The following is a 20,743-nucleotide window of genomic DNA, read 5'->3' on the forward strand; positions in this document are numbered from 1 at the left end:
CCAGCCACGGCTCGTCCGGCCCGCTCCGCCTCACGGCGGGGCGGGCCGTCGCCGTCTGTGGCTCCCCGGTGCGCGGGCGTCAGCGGATGATCTCGCCCAGGTGCGCGGTCGCTCCGCTGCGCCCGAACGTCGCCACCTTCCGGCCCGCGGGGGTCGTCCAGAGGAGCTGGTCGCCCGGCGTCGGGCCCGTGGCGACGCTCCAGCTCGAGATGCCCTCGCCGAGGCGCAGCAGCCGTCCGTCCTCGAAGTCGTAGAGGTAGGTGCCGCCCGTCGCCCGGTCGTACGCGGTGAGGGTGAGGTAGTCGCCGCCGGCCACCAGGTCGCCGCCGTCGACGCCGCTGGCCTGGACCGTCACGACCTGCTCGCCCTCGGTGGTCACGACCTGCACCCGGTCGTCGCGCACGCCGCCGTCGTAGGTGCCGCAGTACTGCGTCATCGCGATGCGACCGCCCGCCACGTCGAGGCCGAGCAGGTTGCACCGCGCACCGAGGCGCGGGTCGAAGGACGTCTCCTCCCCGGTCGACAGGTCACGCACGTGCACGTCGCCGGCGGCGCCGTTGGAGGAGTCGGTCCACACCAGGCGGTCGCCGTCGAAGCCGAAGTCGCCGACCTGCAGGCCCTCGTCGCGCACGTCGCCCGGGTCGGTGATCGACATCGACCAGAGCGAGCCCACGGACCCCTCGGCGTCGGCGTCGTCCGCCTCCCCGTCCGGCCCGACGGGCCACCCGCCGTCGGGGACGCGCCCGGGCCTGGTCAGCACGGTGGCCCAGACCCGGCCGTCGGGGCCGATGCGCACGGTGGGGAAGTCGTCCTGGGCGGGCAGCGTCGGCCAGCGGACGCTGCGCCAGGTGCTGCTCGTGCGGTCGAGCACGTCGACCTCGGGACGCACCGCCATCCCGTCGTCGTTCACCAGGCGCATCAGCACCAGGCGGTCCTCGCCGAGCTCGAGCGCCCACGACTGCTGGCCGGCGCCGGGGCGGTCCGGCAGCCACTCCTTCTCGCCCGTCGCGGGGTCCAGCAGGGCGAAGCGCTCGCGATGGCGCGTCACCGTCGCGCCCTCGCGGAGGAGCACCAGCCCGTCGTCGGTGACGCCGTCGAAGTACTCGCCGTTGTCCGACTCGAGGTCCTCGTTGGTGTACGTCGCCAGCTCGCGGTAGTCGGTGCCCACGACGGCGGGGCGGGCCCCGGACAGCGAGATGGTGGGCCCGTCCGCGTGCGGCACGCCGGCCGCGGCCGGGTCGGGCGCGCTCGGGTCGAGCCACGCCACCGAGCTGAGCGCGATCGCCCCGGCCGCCAGGGAGGTGGCGGCCACGGCCACGGTGCGCCGCACGCGGACGCGCCGGCGCCCTGCTGCCACCAGCCCGGCCGGGTCGCCGTGGTCGTGCGGTGGGCTGGCGACAGCGTCGCGCATCAGGTCGCGCAGCTCGTTCACCATGACACGGCTCCTTCGCTCAGGTCGCCGGAAGGCGAGTCGTCTAAGACGGCGCGGAGCGAGAACAGTGCGCGTGAGGTCTGGCTCTTGACGGTGCCCTCGGTGCACCCGAGCAGCGCGGCCGTGTCGGCCACGGAGAGGTCCTCGAAGTAGCGCAGCACCACGCAGGCGCGCTGCCTCGGCGGCAGGTCCGCCAGCGCCGACATCAGCGCCGCCCGCGTCGTGACCGCAGCCGCCACGTCCTCGCCGGAGGCCGCCGGGGGGTCGGCCTCCTGCGGGCGCTCGGTGCTGGACCGGCGTCGCGCGTGGTCGAGGAAGGCGCTGGTCACCGCCTTGCGGGCATAGGCCAGCTCGCCGCCGTTGCGCACCAGCCGCGGCCACCGGACGTAGACCCGGACCAGGCCCTCCTGGACGAAGTCCGAGGCCTGGTCCCAGTCGCCGCACATCAGGTAGGCCGTGCGCCGCAGGCGGTCGCGGGCCGACTGCGCGAACTCGACGAAGGCCGCCTCGTCACGCACTGCTCTGCTCCATGCCCCCACCAACGTGGTGGGGGCGCCCGGAGGTTGCACGCGGCACCCTCACTCGCCCCAGATCGTGCGGTAGGGCGTGCTGCAGTCGACGTCGAGGTGCGCCGGGTCGACGGTGTTGAGGTGGTAGACGCGGTAGCGGTCGCACGCGGTGCCCACGAGCTCGTACTTCCGGATCAGGTTGCGCTCGATCGGCCGGGTGCCCAGCTCGCTCCAGGTGTTGATGAAGGTGGCCTCGACGAACCAGGTCGGCGGGTCGCTGCCGGTCAGCACCGACTCGAGGTCGTCCAGGCCCGGGTCGAGGGTGCGCATCGGCAGCGACCACAGGTAGGGGTAGGGCGAGCTCGCCCGGCTCGCCCACTGGATGTCGGCGCGGCCGCCGTAGACGAGCACGCGGTCGCCGGGGCGCTCGGCGGCGTTGATGGCCTCCCCGGTGCGCACCTCGACCGGCACCCGGCCCGCGACCCAGGCGCCGGTCCACCCGACGAGGGCCACCGCGCTGGAGACGACGACCGCTACCACGGCGACGAGCGTGGTGCGGTGCGGCGCGGGGTCGAGGTGCTCGCGGGCGAGCACGGCGGCGAGCGCGAGGACCAGCGACGGGATCGGCACGAAGAGGTAGGGCGTCCAGAAGCTGCCGCTCACCGCGACGGCCAGCAGGTCCACGCCCACCGCGGCCGTGACGGAGGCGGCCAGCACCGCGTCGTGGCGCACGAGTGCGGGCAGGCGCAGGAGGAGGCTCGCCAGCACGAGCACCATCCCGGTGCCGAGGAAGACCAGCAGCAGCACCGAGATCCGGCTGGTCGCGCCGTGCGAGCCCTGGTCGGCGATGACGCGGCTGGCGTCGGAGCGGAACGTGACCGTGACGTACCACAGCTCCCCGAGCCGTACGCCGCTCGCGACCGCCCAGCCCACGACCACCACCACCGGCACGGCGGCGCCCGCAACGGCAGCGGCGGCGCACCGCAGGACGACGCGCCCGGTGAGCTGGCGCGCCAGCACCGAGCCGAGCAGCAGCACGCCCCCGAAGACCAGCCCGCCGACGATGCTCTGCTTCATCCCGACCGCGAGCATCGCGAGCAGGCCGGCCCAGAAGGCGTCGGCGTGGGAGACGCGTCGCACGGCGCGCAGCGAGAGCCAGCAGGAGGCGAGCACCAGCGGGATGCCGAACAGCTCGCCCTTGGCGGCCACCGGGTCGATCTGCGCGTTGCCCACGAGGGCTGCGGTCGCCACGGCCACCCAGCCCGTGAGCCGGTGGACGGCGGAGGGGTCCGGCACACCCGCGCGGCGCGCGACCTCCCGCGCCGCCGCGGCCGCGGCCAGCACCAGCAGCGCGCAGCCGATCGCGCCGACCAGCCGGTGCGTGTAGGCCCCGCCGACCGCGTCGGTCGCGCGGATGAGCCAGATGACCGGCGGCGGGCGGTCCACCCAGTAGTGCCCGTAGAGCGAGTCCGGCTCGGGGTGCCACGAGCGCGCGACCAGCAGGAAGCCCGCCTCGTCGGGGCGCAGCGGCCACAGCAGCGAGGGGAAGCGGGCCACGAACGCGGCCACGGCTGCCAGCCAGACCACGCGGGAGAAGCCCATGGCGACACTGTCCCAGAGCATCCCCGGCCCGCCCGTAGAATGGCGGTGTGGAGATCCCCGAGAAGTTCGCCGCCCTGGGCCTGACCTACGACGACGTGCTGCTGCTGCCGGGGGAGTCAGACCTCGCGCCCAGCGACATCGACACCACCACGCGCCTCACGCGCGAGATCTCGATCCGCGTGCCGCTCATCAGCGCCGCGATGGACACCGTGACCGAGGCGCGGATGGCGATCGCCATGGCCCGCGAGGGCGGCATCGGGGTGCTCCACCGCAACCTCTCGATCGAGGACCAGGCCCGCCAGGTCGACCTGGTCAAGCGCACCCAGACCGGGATCATCTCCAACCCCGTGACGATCGGCCCCGACGCGACGCTGGAGGAGCTCGACCGCCTCTGCGGCGAGTACCGCGTCTCCGGACTGCCCGTCGTCGACCTCGACAACCACCTCCTCGGCATCATCACCAACCGCGACCTGCGCTTCACCCCGGTCGCGGAGTGGGCCACGACCAAGGTCACCGAGGTGATGACCAGCGAGGGCCTGATCACCGGCGACATCGGCATCTCCCGCGAGGACGCCACCGCCCTGCTGCGCGCCCACAAGCGCGAGCGGCTCCCGCTCGTCGACGGCGAGGGGCGCCTCGGCGGCCTGATCACGGTGAAGGACTTCGTCAAGGGCGAGCAGTTCCCGCACGCGTCGTACGACGCCGACGGCCGGCTGCTCGTCGGCGCGGCCATCGGCTACTTCGGCGACGCGTGGGAGCGGGCCACCACGCTGGTCGAGGCCGGGGTCGACGTGCTCGTCGCCGACACCGCGCACGGCCATGTGCACCTGCTGCTCGACATGGTGCGACGGCTCAAGTCCGACCCGGCGACCAAGCACGTGCAGGTCATCGGCGGCAACGTCGCGACCCGTGAGGGCGCCCAGGCGTTCGTCGACGCCGGCGCCGACGCGGTCAAGGTCGGAGTCGGCCCGGGCTCCATCTGCACCACCCGCGTCGTGACCGGCGTCGGCGTGCCGCAGGTGACCGCGGTCTACGAGGCGTCGCTGGCCACCAAGCCCGCCGGTGTCCCGCTGATCGCCGACGGCGGCATGAAGCACTCCGGCGAGATCGCCAAGGCGCTCGTCGCCGGTGCCGACGCGGTGATGGTCGGCTCGATGCTCGCCGGTTGCGAGGAGTCGCCCGGCGACGTGGTCTTCGTCAACGGCAAGCAGTTCAAGTCCTACCGCGGCATGGGCTCGCTCGGCGCGATGAGCAGCCGCGGCAAGAAGTCCTACTCCAAGGACCGCTACTTCCAGGCCGAGGTGGCCAGCGACGACAAGATCGTGCCCGAGGGCATCGAGGGCCAGGTCGCCTACCGCGGCCCGCTGTCCGCGGTCGCCCACCAGCTCGTCGGCGGGCTCAACCAGTCGATGTTCTACGTCGGGGCGCGCACCATCCCCGAGCTGCAGGACAAGGGCCGGTTCGTCCGGATCACCTCGGCCTCGCTCAAGGAGAGCCACCCCCACGGCGTGCAGATGACGGTCGAGGCGCCCAACTACTCCGGCGCCTGACGCGGCTGGTCCAGACCAGTGTGCGGAATCGTCAACGTGGTCTGGACCAATTGGCTACTGTGCAGTCGTAACCAAACAGGGGGTGGCCGGTGGTGAGCGGGCGTGGGGCTGGGTCCGTCGCGAACGCGACGAACACGCCACGACCGGCCAGCACGCCCACGTCGACGCCCGCTCCAGGGCGGGCGTCGACGGGGGATGTCGCCACCCCGGGCCGCCGCACCTACGACGCGAGCGGGCGCCGCGCCGCCGCTGAGCGCCGACGCGCCCACGTCGTCGAGACCGCCTCGCGGCTCTTCGCCGCCCACGGCTGGTCCGGCACGACCATCGCCGCGCTCGCGCGGGAGGCGCAGGTCTCGCCCGAGTACGTCACCAAGACCTTCGGCGGCAAGCAGGCGCTGCTCATGGAGGCGGTGCGCTCGGCGTCGTTCGGCAGGAGCGCGTCGCTGCCGGCGGCGTACGCCGGGCTCCGGCTCGGTGACGAGCCGGACCGGGAGGTGCGTCTGGACCGCTTCGTCGACTTCGTCTGCGACTCGGTGGAGCCGATGGCGCCCTTCCTGCCGGCGATGAACCAGGGGGCCGCCGACGACGAGCGCATGCGGACCATCCTCGGGGCCGCCCGGGGCGGGCACGTCGACATCATCCGCGCCGTCGTCCCTCTCCTCGCGCCCGGCCCGGTGCGTCCCGACGCCGTGGACGAGGTCGTCGTGCTGACCCGCGGTGAGACCTACCTGGTCTTCGCCGCCGAGCTGGGCTGGACGCGCGAGCGCTACGCCGCGTGGCTGCGCCGCTCGATCGACGCCGCGGTCACGGGCTGATCCGCACGCGCCGATAGGCTGAGTGCGTGACCGAGATCGAGATCGGCCGTGCCAAGCGCGGTCGCCGCGCCTACTCCTTCGACGACATCGCGATCGTGCCCTCGCGGCGCACCCGCGACCCCGAGGAGGTCAGCACCGCCTGGCAGATCGACGCCTACCGCTTCGACATCCCGGTGCTCGCCGCGCCGATGGACTCCGTCATGTCGCCGTCGACGGCGATCGCGCTGGGCCAGATGGGCGGCCTCGGGGTGCTCAACCTCGAGGGACTGTGGACGCGCTACGACGACCCGACCGGGCTGCTCGAGGAGGTCGCCGGCCTCCAGGGGTCCGAGGCGACGCGCCGGATGCAGGAGATCTACACCGAGCCCATCAAGCCCGAGCTGATCACCGCGCGGCTCAAGGAGGTGCGCGCGGCCGGCGTCACCGTCGCCGGCTCGCTCTCGCCGCAGCGCACCAAGGAGCACGTCAAGGCAGTCGTCGATGCCGGCGTCGACATGTTCGTCATCCGCGGCACCACGGTCAGCGCCGAGCACGTGAGCAGCCAGGCCGAGCCGCTGAACCTCAAGGAGTTCATCTACGAGCTCGACGTCCCCGTCATCGTGGGCGGGTGCGCGACCTACCAGGCCGCCCTCCACCTGATGCGCACCGGCGCGGCGGGCGTGCTGGTCGGCTTCGGTGGAGGCGCCGCGCACACCACCCGCACGGTGCTCGGCGTCGCGGTGCCCATGGCCAGCGCGGTCGCGGACGTGGCGGCAGCCCGCCGCGACTACCTCGACGAGTCGGGCGGTCGCTACGTCCACGTCATCGCCGACGGCTCCATCGGCAGCTCGGGCGACATCGCCAAGGCGATCGCGTGCGGTGCCGACGCCGTCATGATCGGCTCGCCCCTGGCCCGCGCCTCCGAGGCGCCGGGTCGCGGCTTCCACTGGGGGAGCGAGGCCACCCACGCCGACCTCCCGCGCGGCCAGCGCGTCGAGTTCGCGCCGGTCGGGACGCTGGAGGAGATCATGTTCGGCCCGTCGCGCACCGCGGACGGCACCATGAACCTGGTCGGTGCGCTGCGGCGCGCGATGGCGACCACGGGCTACACCGAGCTCAAGGAGTTCCAGCGCATCGAGGTCGTCGTCCAGCACTGAGCCGCGGTTGGACAAAACTGCTCGAAGTGTCAAATGCTGGGATGAAGCGACCATCCGGTAGCAACGCTCCCGGCGGCCACCTACCCTCCGGGTATGAGTGAGCAGAGCCCTGCCTCGAGCCCGGACCGCCACCCCGACCCGCTGGCCGGCGACGGGCCTGCCGACCCCGAGCACGACAGCACGGCGGCGTACGCCCTCGACCGGTCCTACGTCGCCGGGCTGACCGGTCGCGTGGTCAGCACGACGGGGGAGACCCACGCGGTCTCCTCGCCGATCGGCGGCGCCCCGCTGGCCTACGTGCCCCAGTCGAGCACCCAGGACGTCGCCGAGGCCTTCGTCCGCGCCCGCCGCGCGCAGGTGTCGTGGGCCGCGACCTCGCTCGACGAGCGCGCGGCCGCACTGCTCCGGCTGCACGACCTGCTGCTCGACCGCCAGGACGAGCTGATCGACCTGGTGGTGTGGGAGTCGGGCAAGGCCCGCAAGGACGCCTACCTCGAGGTCGCGCACCTCGCCCTCACCGCGCGCTACTACGCGCGCACCGCCCACGAGCACCTCGACACCCGCCGCGTCGGCGGGATGTTCCCGCTGCTCACGCGGGCCGAGGTGAGCCGCGTGCCCAAGGGCGTCGTCGGCATCATCTCGCCGTGGAACTACCCCCTCACCATGGCGCTGTGCGACGGCCTGCCTGCGCTGCTGGCCGGCAACGCCGTGGTGGCCAAGCCCGACGCCCAGACCATGCTGACCGCGCTGCTGGCCGCCCGCCTGCTCGACCAGGCGGGCTTCCCCGCCGAGCTCTGGCAGGTCGTCGCCGGCCCCGGCCCGGAGGTCGGCGGCGCCGTGGTGGCGGGTGCCGACTACGTCTGCTTCACCGGCTCGACCGCCACCGGGCGGCTGATCGCGCGCCAGTGTGCCGACCGGCTGATCGGCTGCTCGCTCGAGCTCGGCGGCAAGAACCCGATGCTGGTGCTGCGCGACGCCGACGTGCAGCGCGCCGCGGAGGGCGCCGTGCGCGGCGTCTTCTCCAACGCCGGGCAGCTCTGCGTCTCGACCGAGCGGCTCTTCGTCGCCGACCAGGTCTACGACCGCTTCGTCGACGCCTTCGTCTCCCGCACCCAGGCCCTGACGCTCGGGGCCAGCCTCGACTGGAGCGTCGACATGGGGTCGCTGATCTCCCAGGCCCAGCTCGACGCGGTCACCGCGCACGTCGACGACGCGGTGGCCAAGGGCGCGCGGGTGCTGGCGGGCGGCAAGGCCCGCCCCGACCTCGGCCCCTTCGTCTTCGAGCCCACGATCCTCGAGGGCGTCTCGGCCGACATGGAGTGCTTCGCCCGCGAGACCTTCGGCCCGGTCGTCTCGCTCTACCGCTTCCACGGCGAGGACGAGGCGGTCGCGCGCGCCAACGACGGGAGCTACGGCCTCAACGCCTCGATCTGGACCCGTGACGGCGCCCGTGGTCGCGCGCTCGCGCGCCGGATCAGGTGCGGCACGGTCAACGTCAACGAGGCCTACGGCGCGACGTTCGGCTCGCTCGGCGCCCCGATGGGCGGCATGCGCGAGTCGGGGGTCGGGCGCCGGCAGGGCGCGGAGGGCATCCACCGCTACACCGAGGCGCAGTCCGTCGCCACCCAGCGCCTGGTGCCCATCGCGCCGATGCTCGGGATGTCGGAGGAGACCAACGCCAAGGTGCTCACCGCGTCCCTGCGGCTGCTCAACAAGCTGGGGCGAGCATGAACGCCTCCCGCACGAGCACGCCGGTGCACTACGACGTCCTGGTCATCGGCTCCGGCTTCGGTGGCTCCGTCACGGCGCTGCGGCTGGTCGAGAAGGGCTACTCGGTCGGCGTGCTCGAGGCGGGCGCCCGGTTCGAGGACGACGACTTCCCGGCGACGTCGTTCGACGCCAAGCGGTTCCTCTTCGCACCGGCGCTGGGGATGTACGGCATCCAGCGCATCGACATGGTCAAGGACTGCATGATCCTGGCCGGTGCGGGTGTCGGCGGCGGCTCGCTGGTCTACGCCAACACGCTCTACGAGCCGCTCGACGCCTTCTACCGCGACCCGTCGTGGGCCCACATCACCGACTGGAAGGCCGAGCTCGCGCCCTACTACGACCAGGCCAAGCGGATGCTCGGCGTGGTCCAGAACCCGTTGCACACGCCGGCTGACGAGGTGATGAAGCAGGTCGCGGAGGACATGGGGGTGGGCCACACGTTCCACCCGACCCCGGTCGGGGTCTTCTTCGGCGGTCCCGACGCCCGTGGCGGCGAGGAGGTGGCCGACCCGTTCTTCGGCGGCGCCGGCCCGGCCCGCAACGCCTGCCTCAACTGCGGCGAGTGCATGACGGGGTGCCGGCACAACGCCAAGAACACCCTGGTGAAGAACTACCTCCACCTCGCCGAGCAGGCCGGTGCCGTCGTGCACCCGCTGACCACGGTGACGCGCGTACGCCCCCGCGCCGGCGGCGGCTACGAGGTCAGCACCCGCTGGACCAAGGCCAAGCTGTCGCGGCGTACGGCCGTGAAGACGTTCACCGCCGACCAGGTCGTCTTCTCCGCCGCCGCGCTCGGCACCCAGAAGCTGCTCCACCAGCTCAAGGGCGAGGGCGACCTGCCCGGCATCAGCGACCGGCTCGGCGTGCTGACCCGCACCAACTCCGAGGCGATCCTGGGCGCGCTCGCGCCCGACACCTCCGTCGACTACACCCGCGGCGTGGCGATCACGTCGTCGTGGCACCCCGACGAGGTCACCCACATCGAGCCCTGCCGCTACGGCCACGGCTCCAACGCGATGGCGCTGATGCAGACCGTGCTGGCCGACGACATCCCGGGCCGCTCGCGCGTGCGCACCTGGCTCAAGGAGCTGTGGGCGCAGCGCCGCACGGCCTTCGACCTCTACGACTTCAAGCACTGGTCCGAGCGCACGATCGTCGCGCTGGTGATGCAGACCCTCGACAACTCGATCACCACCAAGGGCGTCAAGGGTCGCTTCGGCTGGCGGATGACCAGCGAGCAGGGCCACGGCCTGCCCAACCCGACCTACATCCCGATCGCCTACGAGGCGACCCGGCGGATGGCCGACGTCCTCGGCGGCACCGCGGGCGCCAACGTGGGGGAGGCGTTCAACCGACCACTGACCGCGCACTTCATCGGCGGCTGCACGATCGGCGACTCGCGCGAGACCGGCGTGGTCGATCCCTGGCAGCGGCTCTACGGCCACGAGGGCCTGCACGTCGTCGACGGCTCGACCGTCTCGGCCAACCTGGGGGTGAACCCGTCGCTCACGATCACCGCGCAGGCCGAGCGGGCGATGGCGTTCTGGCCCAACAAGGGCGAGCCCGACCCGCGGCCCGCACTGGGGTCGGCGTACCGCCGTCTGGCGCCCGTCGAGCCCAAGAACCCGGTGGTCCCGGAGGCCGCTCCGGGGGCGTTGCGGCTGCCGATCGTCGGGGTCAGCTGAAAAGACCTCGCGGGGGCCCGTAACCACCCCCCGCAGGCGTCGTTGGGCGGGGTGAGGGCCCCGGCAGTCATGCTCCCTCCCAAGGGCCGGGTCCTTCGATCTCGGCACTGTTCGTCAGTGGCGGGGACACAAGTCGCAGGGCCTGATCACCCTCCCTCCCCGATCAGGCCCTGCGGCGATTTCGGCGACCGGTGCGCTTTCGGGCGGGGGACCGCGCCTCGATAGACTCCGCGCGTGACGCAGCCTGCAGAGCACGACCTGGTCCTCGTCGTCGACTTCGGCGCGCAGTACGCCCAGCTCATCGCGCGGCGCGTGCGCGAGGCGCGGGTCTACTCCGAGATCGTGCCGCACACGATGCCCGTGGCCGACATGCTCGCGCGCGGGCCGAAGGCGATCATCCTGTCCGGCGGCCCGTCGAGCGTCTACGCCGACGACGCCCCCGGCATCGACACCGGCGTCTTCACCGCGGGCGTCCCGGTCTTCGGCATGTGCTACGGCTTCCAGCTGATGGCCAAGGGCCTCGGCGGCGAGGTCGCGCACACCGGCGCCCGCGAGTACGGCCGTACGCCGGTCACCGTCACCGAGCCCGGCACGCTGCTCGAGGGGATCCCGGCCGAGCACAAGGTGTGGATGTCGCACGGCGACTCGGTCGCGCAGGCGCCCGAGGGCTTCACCGTGCTCGCGTCCACCGACGTCACGCCGGTCGCGGCCTTCGAGGACGTCGACCGTGGCCTCGCCGGCGTGCAGTGGCACCCCGAGGTGCTGCACTCCGAGCACGGGCAGAAGGTGCTCGAGCACTTCCTCCACCAGATCGCGGGCTGCCGCCAGACCTGGACGATGCTCAACATCGCCGAGGAGCAGATCGAGCGGGTCCGCGACCAGATCGGGGAGAGCGGGATCGCCATCTGCGGCCTCTCCGGCGGCGTCGACTCCGCGGTGGCCGCGGCCATCGTGCAGCGCGCGATCGGCGACCGGCTGCACTGCGTCTTCGTCGACCACGGCCTGCTGCGCGAGGGCGAGGCCGAGCAGGTCGAGCGCGACTTCGTCGCCGCCACTGGGGTCAACCTGCACGTCTACGACGCCCGCGAGACCTTCCTGGCCGCGCTCGCCGGGGTCACCGACCCCGAGGAGAAGCGCAAGGTCATCGGTCGCGAGTTCATCCGCGCCTTCGAGGCCGCCGAGGTCGAGGTGCTGGGCGAGGCCGCCGAGCAGGGCGAGAAGGTCGGCTTCCTCGTGCAGGGCACGCTCTACCCCGACGTCGTCGAGTCCGGCGGCGGGGCCGGCACCTCCAACATCAAGTCCCACCACAACGTCGGCGGCCTGCCCGAGGACCTCGAGTTCGCGCTGGTCGAGCCGCTGCGTACGCTCTTCAAGGACGAGGTGCGCCTCGTCGGCGAGCAGCTCGGCCTGCCCGCCGACATCGTGTGGCGCCAGCCGTTCCCGGGCCCGGGGCTCGGCATCCGCATCATCGGCGAGGTCACCGCCGACCGTCTCGACATCCTGCGCCGCGCCGACGCGATCGCGCGCCAGGAGCTCACCCGCGCCGGCCTCGACCGCGACATCTGGCAGATGCCGGTGGTGCTGCTCGCCGACGTCCGCTCGGTCGGCGTCCAGGGTGACGGGCGCACCTACGGCCACCCCGTCGTGATCCGCCCGGTCACCTCCGAGGACGCGATGACGGCCGACTGGGCCCGCCTTCCCTACGAGGTGATGGAGCGCATCTCCACGCGCATCACCAACGAGGTCGCCGAGGTCAACCGGGTGACGCTCGACATCACCTCCAAGCCCCCGGGCACCATCGAGTGGGAGTGAGTCACAGCAGGCCGGCGGCGCGGAACATCCGGTCGTAGATCTCGCGCACGACGGGTTCCTTGACGGTGTTGTAGCGCATGCCGAAGCCCAGACAGTCGGGTCCGAAGACGTGCACGTGGACGCGAGGCTCGCTGAGCATCTTGAACATCCGGTGCTCGTGCCAGTGCGGCTCGGTGAGCCAGTGGACCAGGCCCAGGGACTCGAGCGCGGGGACGTACGCCGTCTCGTCGGTGGGGTCGTCGACCGCGACGTCGATGTCGATGATCGGCTTGGCAGGGAGGCCGGGCACGGAGGTGGAGCCGATGTGCTGGATGGCGAGCAGGCGCTCGCCGAGGACCGCGGTGATCCGGTCCTCGAGCTCGGAGTAGCGCTGCGGCCAGGAAGGATCGGGCTCCTCGATCCGTACGACGTATCCCGTCGGGTGCGCGCCGACGTGGACGACCTCGCTCGGCGCGTGGTGGCGGGTGATCTCCTCCGGTGTCGGCACGTGCCGATCAGATCACACGCCGTCGCCCTCGACGGTCCGCGAAGCAGAGCCCTACGCCGTTGCGTCGAGCTCCGCCATCTTGGCCCGGAGGCTGCTCTCGGCTTGGCGCCACAACGTCGCGGAGTGCGCGTGGTGGTGGTGCACCGCCGTGCCTGGGCGCGCCCGGTCCCGGCAGACCTCATGTGCGAGGGCGCGCGCGGCGAAGTCGTCAGCGACGTTGCCCAGCGTGCTGCTCCAGGGCGACCACTCGACCTGCACCTCTGCCATGGCCCGAGCGTGGCCCAGGTCGTCGTCCACGGGTCGGTGTGCGCGCGAATCTGCTCAATTTGTGGCGGGGCAGGATGCGCGTCGACAAAGGCTCCGAGAACTTTCTCGCGTGTGTGCGCGTCTACTCGACGGCGCGGTCCGCGCTGCACCTCAACGGCAGGAGCACCAGTGGTACGTCGTCTCGCCCGGGCCATTCTCGGTCTCGCCCTTCTCGCCACGCCGGCCCTCGCCGTCGTCGCGCCGGCCGACGCGGCCGGCAACGGCTGGCGCATCAGCGCGACGAGCCGCTTCTCACCCAACGGCGACGGAGTGAAGGACACGCTCAGCATCCGCTACCGGGTCCCGGACAAGACGCACGTCTACCTCGCCGTGAGCCGTGCAGACGACAGGTTGCACCACCTGCGCACCGTCGACCTCGGCAAGCAGGCCGCCGGCACGCACGAGTGGACCTGGGACGGTCGCAACCAGTCCGGCAAGCGGCTCATGGACCAGCGCTACGTCGTCAGCGTCTACGACCACGCCCCGACCGGTCAGGCCGCCCGCGCCTACAAGAAGGTCCAGGTCGACACGACCTTCTGGGCCGAGCTGGGCGCGCCGACCTACGGCGCGGAGCTCGGGGCACCCGCCCGCGTCTTCCCGCGCACGACCGTCGTCACTGACACGCTCGACCTCGCCGCGTACTCGGAGGAGAAGAAGCTCACCTCGCTCGAGCTCGTCATCCGCAACGGCAAGGGACGTGTGGTGCTTCGCGCGGACGTCGCCGAGCCGCGGCGCTCGACGAACGGCTTCTTGTACGGGCACGGCCGCACCGTCGAGTGGGCCGCCGTGCGTGGAGGCAAGCCGTTGCCCAGCGGCCGCTACACCGCAGTCGTGGTCGGGCAGGACAAGGCCGGCAACACCGGCCGGACCGACGCGGTCAGGATCTGGGTCTCCGCTGACAAGCTCGAGTGGCAGGAGAAGACGGTCACGGTCGCACCCGACGCGTCCGTCGTGGGGCCGTGCGACTACGACGGTGGAATGGGTTGCGGTGACTACACGTACTGCGGTCGGGTCGTCGCCAGCGGCCTGTTCCCCGGCGGGCTGAGCTACCGGTCGGCCGAGTGCGCGACCCCACCGATCAATCTGCAGACCCAGGCGGTCGCGGTCGCCTCGCACATGCTCGAGGTCCCCGAGGCCACCGGAGTGCGGGGCCTGGCAGCGGTACGGGTGGCGTTCACCGGAGCACCGACCACGGCCGGGGAGCCCGACACCGCGACGTTGGTCGTGTACGGGACGCACTCGCCGGCCCCCAACCCCACGACCTCGATCGTCAAGGGGACGTCGGGACAGTCGGCGTGGGTCGAGGAACCCGGCTGGGGTGAAGGACTCGCCGAGGACGTGACCGACGGCTTCCCCCAGCGCGACCCGGCAGCACTGTGGAGCTTCTCCACCCATGGCACCGACTCCGTCGACGTCTCGAGCTTCACCGTCGACGTGCGCTACCTCGCGGTCCAGCCCTAGCCGGCAAGCGACGCCCGGAACTCGGCAGTCCGCATCTGGTGTCGCCCTGGGTGCCCACCTGAGTGCCGGGACGTGCCTGTGGCCCCGCCACCGGGGATGCGGGGCGAGGTCATGGTCGGCGCCGGCTCGAGAGGTGCTGGCCCGAGACGGACGGTGGCGCAGGCTCGGGCGGGTCGAGCGCGGTGGTCCCGTGCCGGTCGCGTCGGTAGCGGTGGCCGTGGGGTGAGGTCCACTCGAAGACCCCGGGCTCGACCATGTTGTAGCGCCAGGCGGAGTGGGTCTTGAGGCGGTGGTGGACTCGGCAGAGAGCGGCGAGGTTGGAGGTCGTCGTCGGGCCGGGCTGTTGGCGACCGTCTGCGTCGGCGTCGTGGTCGAACTCGATGACGTGGTCGATGTCGCAGGCACGCGCCTTGCGGCCGCACCAGGGGAACACGCACGTGCGGTCTCGGAGGACCACTTGCTCGCGGATCCGGTCGGGGACGGCGTACGCCGGAGTGGACTGCTCAACGCTGAGGTCGATGACCGGCTTGATGGTGATCTTGGTGCGGGAGTCGCCGCACCAGGACTGCAGATGGTCGAGCAGCAGGAGCCGCTGGCGCTCCTCGAGGCGTCCGGTAGGACCGAAGACCGTGGATCCGTCCCGGGCGACGCTCGCGTCGAAGTGCGCGTGCAGGAGCCGCTGGCGCTCCTCGAGGCGTCCGGTAGGACCGAAGACCGTGGATCCGTCCCGGGCGACGCTCGCGTCGAAGTGCGCGTGCAGCACGACCTCCCGCGCCGCCGGCAGTCCGTCAGAGTCCTCAGGACCGGTGTGGTCCTGGGAGAACAGGTCGAGCGCGGTCTGGGTCCGGGCGAGGTCGCCCAGCGCGGTCGCGCGTCGGGCGTCCAAGGACTCGGTCGAGCCGAGCGCCTTCTGGGTCGCGGCGCCCTGGGCGAGCGCGCGGTCGAGGTCGATGGCGTCAGCGAGCCCGACCTCGGCCTCGACGCGGACGGTGCCGGCGAAGTGCACGTCCTGGTCGTGGATCGTGACGTGGCGCGGGTCGACGAACAGGTAGCCGTCCTCCGGATCAGCAGCCGGGTCGGCCTCGGCGAGGTCGAACCGCTTGATCGTCTCCGCGACGAGTCGGTCGAGCTGCGCGGTGCCGATCTTCCCCGCGACCGCCGCGACCTGCGCGTCCACGAACGCCGCTGCGCCAGCGGTGAGAGCGGGGGCGGAGTGGATGGTCACCTCGGCCACTGACCGAGCCCGCCAGGCGGGCACCCGCCCTGACTGGACCTGCACCCACAGGCGCGGGAGGCGGTGACGCAGCTCGAGGGCGTGCCCGATGAGCTTCTTCGCAGCGGTGGTGGAGATGCCGAGGACGGTGCCGAGCTCGGCGATGCAGAACTCCGCGACCAGCGGGCAGCCGTCGCCGGCGATCGGCTCCTCGTGCTCGGAACCGGGGACGGTGAAGGCTGCGGCGGAGTGGATCGACTCGGGCGGGTGGAGGTCGGCCCAGCGGGCGGCGAGGTCGAGCTGTCGGGCGGCTTCGGCATTCTCGATCTCGCGCGAGGTCCGGATCGAGGCGAGCAGGCCGGCGGGGCTGAGGGTGTCTACCTCAGCCTGTCGGGGTCCTGCCAGTGCGTCGATCATGTGATCGATTCTAGTTGGAGGCACCGACGGTCGCCGCCCGGCGAGGGGGCAGGGATGCCGGAGGTTCGGTCAAGGCCGTGCCTGCTCCTGGCACGCCTCCGCTGACACCCCGCGCGGACAGCCGTGGAGGTCGGCGCCGACGACCAGCCCGGCGACGAAGGTGCTCGCCACGGCGAGGCCGACGGCCGAGAGCGTGAGCGCAGCGCTGCGGCGTACGACCGCGAGCACGGCCAGCGGCAGTGCGGCGACGACGCCCGCGACGACCAGGAGCAGCCGGGGTCGTGCCCGGGTCGGTCGAGCGGCCGAAACCGCCCCCGGAGCAGCCCGAGACACCACAGACGGTGAAGCCGGCAGCCAGCGTGGGCGCGACGGCGAGCACGAGACCGAGGACGACCGGCAGCGCGACCGTGCGGCCCGAGGAGGTGCGGCGCATGGCCACCACCCTGCCACGGTCGTCGATGGGCATTGACCCCCCGCAGCGCGCGGCGTTCACTGGAAGGTCATCCGATTCCGAGGAGGGCGCATGTCAGGCAGGGTGGTGCACTTCGAGATCCCGTACGACGACGGGGACCGCGCCAGGTCTTTCTACGGCGCAGCGTTCGGCTGGCAGCTGGTGCCGATGCAGGACCTGGGCTACACGATGGTGATGACCGGGCCCACCGACCCCGAGAGCGGGGCCACGGAGCCGGGGTTCATCAACGGCGGCATGTTCGAGCGGACGGCCGACTTCCCGGGCACGGGGCCGAACATCGTGGTCGACGTGGCGAGCATCGACCAGGCGCTCGGCAAGGTCGAGGAGGCCGGTGGCGCGGTCGTACGGGGCCGGACCCCCGTCGGCGAGATGGGCTTCACCGCCTACTTCACCGACACCGAGGACAACCTCGTCGGCCTGTGGGAGACAGCCTGAGCCGCGGCTGACCGTAGGGGTGTTCGCATCGGGAGACGCGCAGGTCTAGGTTGACCGTGGCCCAACTGAACCTCGGGAGGCATGCGTGAGCTCGGACACCCTGATCGACGCCAACTGGCTGGACTACCTGCTGGTCGCGATCTACTTCGGCTTCGTCCTCGGGATCGGCGTCATGGCGCGGCGCTCGGTGTCGGACTCCATCGACTTCTTCCTCTCCGGGCGCTCGCTCCCGGCGTGGGTGACGGGCCTGGCCTTCATCTCGGCCAACCTCGGCGCCGTCGAGATCATGGGCATGTCGGCCAACGGTGCGGAGATCGGCCTGCCGACCGTGCACTACTTCTGGGTCGGCGCCGTGCCCGCGATGCTGTTCCTGGGCGTCGTGATGATGCCGTTCTACTACGGCTCCAAGGTCCGTTCGGTGCCGGAGTTCATGTTCAGGCGGTTCGGCACCGGGGCCCACCTGGTCAACGCCATCAGCTTCGCGGTCGCCCAGCTGCTGATCGCGGGCGTCAACCTCGCGCTGCTCGCCGGGATCGTGCACGCCCTGCTGGGCTGGCCGATCTGGATCGCCCTCGTCGTGGCGGGCGCCATCGTGCTGTCCTACATCACCCTCGGCGGCCTGAGCGCGGCGATCTACAACGAGGTGCTGCAGTTCTTCGTCATCGTCGCCTCGCTGCTCCCGCTGACGCTGATCGGCCTCCACCGCGTGGGCGGCTGGGGCGGCCTCACCGACAAGATCACCGCCGCCGCCCACAACGCGCCGGCCGACGCCGCGGTGGCGCCGGCCTCGCAGCAGCTCGAGTCGTGGCCCGGCCAGGCGCTCTCCGGCTTCGACTCCTCGCTGCTCTCGGTCATCGGCATCGTCTTCGGTCTCGGCTTCGTACTGTCCTTCGGCTACTGGACGACGAACTTCGTCGAGGTCCAGCGCGCGATGGCGTCGAACTCGATCTCCTCGGCGCGCAAGACGCCGATCATCGGCGCCTTCCCCAAGATGTTCATCCCCTTCATCGTGATCATCCCCGGCATGATCTCGGCTGTCCTCGTGCAGGAGATGGTCGACCTCAAGAACGGCGGTACGCCGTCGGGCGGGGCGTCCGGGGACGGCGTGGCCTACAACGACGCGCTGCTCCTGCTGATGCGCGACGTGCTGCCCAACGGGCTGCTCGGCCTGGCGATCGCCGGCCTGCTGGCGGCGTTCATGGCAGGCATGGCGGCCAACATCTCGGCGTTCAACACCGTCTTCTCCTACGACCTGTGGCAGCGCTACATCCGCAAGGACCACAGCGACGACTACTACCTGCGCATCGGTCGCCTCGCGACCGTCGCGGCCACCGTCATCGCGATCTTCACCGCCCGCATCGCGATGGGCTACACGAACGTCATGGACTACCTCCAGACGCTCTTCGGGTTCTTCAACGCACCGCTCTTCGCCACCTTCATCCTCGGCATGTTCTGGAAGCGCATGACGCCCACGGCCGGCTGGGTCGGCCTGGTGGCAGGCACGCTGTCGGCGGTCGCCGTCGACCGCCTCGCCGCCGCGGGCGTGATCGACCTGCCGGGCCAGGGGGCGGCGTTCCTCGCCGCGTCCACGGCCTTCGTCGTGGACATCGTGCTCAGCGTCGTCGTCTCGCTCGTGACGAAGCCCAAGCCGGTCTCCGAGCTCAGGGGGCTGGTCTACTCCGAGACGCCCCGCGAGGACCGCACCGACCCCGACGAGGCTGCCATGCCGTGGTGGCGTCGCACGGTCCCGCTCGCCGGCATCGCGCTCGCGATGGTCATCGTCCTCAACGTCGCCTTCTGAGAGAGGGGCCCGCAATGTCCGACGAGAAGCAGACCGGTGCGCCCCACAAGGCCGGCGCCTTCGACATCCGCAACATCATCGGCGCGCTCTTGGGCGTCTACGGCGTGATCCTGACGCTCGCCGGCCTCTTCGCCGACCAGGCACCCGACAAGACAGGCGACGTCAACGCCAACCTCTGGACCGGTCTCGCGCTGGTCGTGGTGGCGGCGCTGTTCCTCGGCTGGGCACGGCTCAAGCCGATCGTGGTGCCGGCGGACGTCGAACGTCCCGACGACGACCCCACCCGTCCCGCGCCGCAGCGCAAGCGCCCGCCGACGCACTGAGGGCCACGGCCTCCGGCGGCCGGGGGCCAGCGATACAGTCCTCGCGATGTTCCGCGCCCGCCTCCTCGCCCTCGCCCTGACCGTCGTCGCCCCGTTCCTCGCCGGCTGCACGGGTGACGAGCCGACGATCGCCCTCCTCGTCGCCGACGGCGCGGACACCTCGCGCACGGTGGACGCCGAGGCCTTCACCGAGCGCGTCGAGGCGACGTGCGACGAGTGCCGCGTGCGCGTGTACGACGCCGAGGGCGACGCCAGCACCCAGAAGAGCCAGGCTCGGCAGGCCGAGGCGTCGTCGGCCGACGTGGTCGTCGTGGTGCCCGTCGACGCCGCCGACCTCGAGACGCTGACCGCCCGCGAGGTGCCGGTCGTCGCGCTCGGCGAGGCGGTGCCGTCGGCGGAGGCCTTCGTGGGCCTGGAGCGCGGCGAGGTCGTGCGCCAGCCGGGCTCGGACCTCCAGGCCGCGCGCAACCTGGTGCTCGGCGACGAGACGACCATGACCTACGTGCCGACCCGCGAGATGAGCGAGCAGGCCGCAGACGTGGCCGTGGCGTTCCTCGCCGGCGACCCCCTCACCGACGGCGAGGACGTGGACGGCACCGAGTCCTGGCTCTACCCCGCCCAGGACGTCACCATCGACACCCTCACCTCGGTGCTCGTGGGGCAGGGCGTGATCACCCTCGACGAGCTGTGCGACGGCTCCACCCAGAAGGACTGTGCGAGGCTGGGCATCCGATGATCGAGATCCTCACCGCCGCCCAGGTCGACCGCGCCCGCCGCACCGGCGCCCTCGTCGCCGACATCCTCCACACGCTCCAGCAGCGCAGCGAGGTCGGCACCAACCTGCTCGACCTCGACCGGTGGACCGCGGAGATGATCCGCGAGGCCGGCGCCGAGTCGTGCTACGTCGACTACGCGCCGTCCTTCGGCAGCGGTCCGTTCGCCCACTACGTCTGCACCTCGGTCAACGACGCCGTGCTGCACGGCCGCCCGCGCGACCAGCGGCTCGAGGACGGCGACCTGCTCACCCTCGACCTCGCCGTCCGCCTCGACGGCGTCGCCGCCGACTCCGCGATCAGCTTCGTGGTGGGCGACACCCAGCCCGCCGAGAGCGTCGCGCTGATCGAGACCACCCGCACCGCGCTGGCCGCCGGCATCGCCGCCGCCGGACCGGGGGCGCGCATCGGCGACCTCTCGCACGCCATCGGCTCGGTGCTCCGCGACGCGGGCTACCCCATCAACATGCAGTTCGGCGGTCACGGCATCGGCACCACGATGCACCAGGACCCGCACGTCTCCAACGACGGTCGCCCCGGCCGCGGCTACAAGCTGCGACCGGGCCTGCTGCTCGCGCTCGAGCCGTGGGTGATGGTCGACACCGACGAGCTGGTCACCGACGAGGACGGCTGGACGCTGCGAAGCGCGACCGGGTGTCGTACGGCGCACAGCGAGCACACCGTCGCGATCACCGAGGACGGCGCCGAGATCCTGACGCTGCCCACCGCCGGTCGCTGACCGGG

19 protein-coding genes are annotated in these 20,743 nt (G+C 72.0%); 12 read left to right on the top strand and 7 right to left on the bottom strand.

The annotated features are described in order from the left end of the window. Positions 1 to 79: 79 nt before the first annotated feature. The 3 genes from ASG76_RS15845 to ASG76_RS15855 are packed head-to-tail and all read right to left on the bottom strand — an operon-like array spanning position 80 to position 3,543. On the bottom strand, positions 80 to 1,435 hold the full coding sequence (locus ASG76_RS15845) for a hypothetical protein (protein WP_056605531.1): 1,356 nt from the start codon (positions 1,433 to 1,435) through the stop codon (positions 80 to 82). After that, complete coding sequence (locus ASG76_RS15850) at positions 1,429 to 1,950, bottom strand: SigE family RNA polymerase sigma factor (RefSeq protein ID WP_056605534.1); 522 nt, start codon at positions 1,948 to 1,950, stop codon at positions 1,429 to 1,431. Before ASG76_RS15850 ends, ASG76_RS15845 begins: the two co-directional genes overlap by 7 nt. 60 nt (positions 1,951 to 2,010) lie before the next feature. Next, entirely contained in the window at positions 2,011 to 3,543 is a 1,533-nt protein-coding gene (locus tag ASG76_RS15855; protein WP_157559157.1) for a hypothetical protein, read from the bottom strand. Between the two features lie 47 nt (positions 3,544 to 3,590). On the opposite strand from ASG76_RS15855, the gene guaB reads away from it, so the two are divergent. The 6 genes from guaB to guaA all read left to right on the top strand — a co-directional run bounded on the left by guaB (position 3,591) and on the right by guaA (position 12,311). Further along, positions 3,591 to 5,093, top strand: coding sequence for an IMP dehydrogenase (gene guaB / locus ASG76_RS15860; RefSeq protein ID WP_056605539.1), 1,503 nt, complete (start codon positions 3,591 to 3,593; stop codon positions 5,091 to 5,093). A 92-nt stretch (positions 5,094 to 5,185) separates the two neighbouring features. Beyond that, positions 5,186 to 5,908, top strand: a complete 723-nt coding sequence (locus tag ASG76_RS15865) for a TetR/AcrR family transcriptional regulator (RefSeq protein WP_162254128.1) — start codon at positions 5,186 to 5,188, stop codon at positions 5,906 to 5,908. A gap of 26 nt (positions 5,909 to 5,934) precedes the next feature. After that, entirely contained in the window at positions 5,935 to 7,044 is a 1,110-nt protein-coding gene (locus tag ASG76_RS15870) for a GuaB3 family IMP dehydrogenase-related protein (protein ID WP_056605546.1), read from the top strand. A gap of 93 nt (positions 7,045 to 7,137) precedes the next feature. After that, the gene (locus tag ASG76_RS15875) at positions 7,138 to 8,775 is read left to right on the top strand and encodes a succinic semialdehyde dehydrogenase (protein ID WP_082587600.1); all 1,638 of its coding nucleotides are present in this window, start codon (positions 7,138 to 7,140) and stop codon (positions 8,773 to 8,775) included. Continuing rightward, complete coding sequence (locus ASG76_RS15880; protein WP_056605549.1) at positions 8,772 to 10,499, top strand: GMC family oxidoreductase N-terminal domain-containing protein; 1,728 nt, start codon at positions 8,772 to 8,774, stop codon at positions 10,497 to 10,499. Before ASG76_RS15875 ends, ASG76_RS15880 begins: the two co-directional genes overlap by 4 nt. Positions 10,500 to 10,733: 234 nt before the next feature. After that, entirely contained in the window at positions 10,734 to 12,311 is a 1,578-nt protein-coding gene (gene guaA / locus ASG76_RS15885; protein WP_056605552.1) for a glutamine-hydrolyzing GMP synthase, read from the top strand. 1 nt (position 12,312) lies between these two features. Here guaA and ASG76_RS15890 read toward each other — a convergent pair whose 3' ends face one another. Both ASG76_RS15890 and ASG76_RS19310 read right to left on the bottom strand, forming a co-directional pair. Continuing rightward, on the bottom strand, positions 12,313 to 12,798 hold the full coding sequence (locus tag ASG76_RS15890) for a GrpB family protein (RefSeq protein ID WP_056605555.1): 486 nt from the start codon (positions 12,796 to 12,798) through the stop codon (positions 12,313 to 12,315). A 51-nt stretch (positions 12,799 to 12,849) separates the two neighbouring features. Next, positions 12,850 to 13,065 (bottom strand): hypothetical protein, encoded by a 216-nt coding sequence (locus ASG76_RS19310; RefSeq protein WP_162254129.1) that lies wholly within the window; start codon positions 13,063 to 13,065, stop codon positions 12,850 to 12,852. 168 nt (positions 13,066 to 13,233) lie between these two features. Here ASG76_RS19310 and ASG76_RS15900 point away from each other — a divergent pair, with 168 nt between their 5' ends. After that, positions 13,234 to 14,565 (top strand): FlgD immunoglobulin-like domain containing protein, encoded by a 1,332-nt coding sequence (locus tag ASG76_RS15900; RefSeq protein WP_056605561.1) that lies wholly within the window; start codon positions 13,234 to 13,236, stop codon positions 14,563 to 14,565. Between the two features lie 109 nt (positions 14,566 to 14,674). On the opposite strand, the gene ASG76_RS15905 is transcribed toward ASG76_RS15900, so the two are convergent. Both ASG76_RS15905 and ASG76_RS19175 read right to left on the bottom strand, forming a co-directional pair. Then, complete coding sequence (locus ASG76_RS15905) at positions 14,675 to 16,195, bottom strand: HNH endonuclease signature motif containing protein (protein ID WP_056605564.1); 1,521 nt, start codon at positions 16,193 to 16,195, stop codon at positions 14,675 to 14,677. Between the two features lie 69 nt (positions 16,196 to 16,264). Then, a complete protein-coding gene (locus ASG76_RS19175; RefSeq protein ID WP_157559158.1) occupies positions 16,265 to 16,528 on the bottom strand; it encodes a hypothetical protein in 264 nt (87 codons plus the stop codon). A gap of 190 nt (positions 16,529 to 16,718) precedes the next feature. Between ASG76_RS19175 and ASG76_RS15910 the strand changes: the two genes are divergently transcribed. The 5 genes from ASG76_RS15910 (at position 16,719) to map (ending at position 20,738) form a co-directional block, all read left to right on the top strand. Then, positions 16,719 to 17,102 (top strand): VOC family protein, encoded by a 384-nt coding sequence (locus ASG76_RS15910; protein WP_056605567.1) that lies wholly within the window; start codon positions 16,719 to 16,721, stop codon positions 17,100 to 17,102. An 85-nt stretch (positions 17,103 to 17,187) separates the two neighbouring features. Further along, positions 17,188 to 18,903, top strand: coding sequence for a sodium:solute symporter family protein (locus ASG76_RS15915; protein ID WP_056605571.1), 1,716 nt, complete (start codon positions 17,188 to 17,190; stop codon positions 18,901 to 18,903). Between the two features lie 14 nt (positions 18,904 to 18,917). After that, positions 18,918 to 19,226 (top strand): hypothetical protein, encoded by a 309-nt coding sequence (locus ASG76_RS15920; protein WP_056605574.1) that lies wholly within the window; start codon positions 18,918 to 18,920, stop codon positions 19,224 to 19,226. Between the two features lie 46 nt (positions 19,227 to 19,272). Next, positions 19,273 to 19,962 carry a hypothetical protein gene (locus ASG76_RS15925; RefSeq protein ID WP_056605577.1) on the top strand — a complete coding sequence of 230 codons (690 nt, stop codon included), beginning with the start codon at positions 19,273 to 19,275 and terminating at the stop codon, positions 19,960 to 19,962. Then, on the top strand, positions 19,959 to 20,738 hold the full coding sequence (map, locus tag ASG76_RS15930) for a type I methionyl aminopeptidase (RefSeq protein ID WP_056605580.1): 780 nt from the start codon (positions 19,959 to 19,961) through the stop codon (positions 20,736 to 20,738). The genes ASG76_RS15925 and map overlap by 4 nt, the downstream gene beginning before the upstream one ends. Positions 20,739 to 20,743: the final 5 nt, after the last annotated feature.

The sequence above is a fragment of the Nocardioides sp. Soil774 genome (assembly GCF_001428125.1).
Lineage (GTDB): Bacteria > Actinomycetota > Actinomycetes > Propionibacteriales > Nocardioidaceae > Nocardioides.

What these genes read in the sequence shown, in the direction of transcription:
- ASG76_RS15905 (WP_056605564.1), bottom strand. Translation starts at nt 16,195, where the DNA reads ATGATCGACGCACTGGCAGGACCCCGACAGGCTGAGGTAGACACCCTC.
- ASG76_RS15880 (WP_056605549.1), top strand. Translation starts at nt 8,772, where the DNA reads ATGAACGCCTCCCGCACGAGCACGCCGGTGCACTACGACGTCCTGGTC.
- ASG76_RS15925 (WP_056605577.1), top strand. Translation starts at nt 19,273, where the DNA reads ATGTTCCGCGCCCGCCTCCTCGCCCTCGCCCTGACCGTCGTCGCCCCG.
- ASG76_RS15845 (WP_056605531.1), bottom strand. Translation starts at nt 1,435, where the DNA reads ATGGTGAACGAGCTGCGCGACCTGATGCGCGACGCTGTCGCCAGCCCA.
- ASG76_RS15920 (WP_056605574.1), top strand. Translation starts at nt 18,918, where the DNA reads ATGTCCGACGAGAAGCAGACCGGTGCGCCCCACAAGGCCGGCGCCTTC.
- ASG76_RS19310 (WP_162254129.1), bottom strand. Translation starts at nt 13,065, where the DNA reads ATGGCAGAGGTGCAGGTCGAGTGGTCGCCCTGGAGCAGCACGCTGGGC.
- ASG76_RS15910 (WP_056605567.1), top strand. Translation starts at nt 16,719, where the DNA reads ATGTCAGGCAGGGTGGTGCACTTCGAGATCCCGTACGACGACGGGGAC.
- ASG76_RS15875 (WP_082587600.1), top strand. Translation starts at nt 7,138, where the DNA reads ATGAGTGAGCAGAGCCCTGCCTCGAGCCCGGACCGCCACCCCGACCCG.
- map (WP_056605580.1), top strand. Translation starts at nt 19,959, where the DNA reads ATGATCGAGATCCTCACCGCCGCCCAGGTCGACCGCGCCCGCCGCACC.
- ASG76_RS15855 (WP_157559157.1), bottom strand. Translation starts at nt 3,543, where the DNA reads ATGGGCTTCTCCCGCGTGGTCTGGCTGGCAGCCGTGGCCGCGTTCGTG.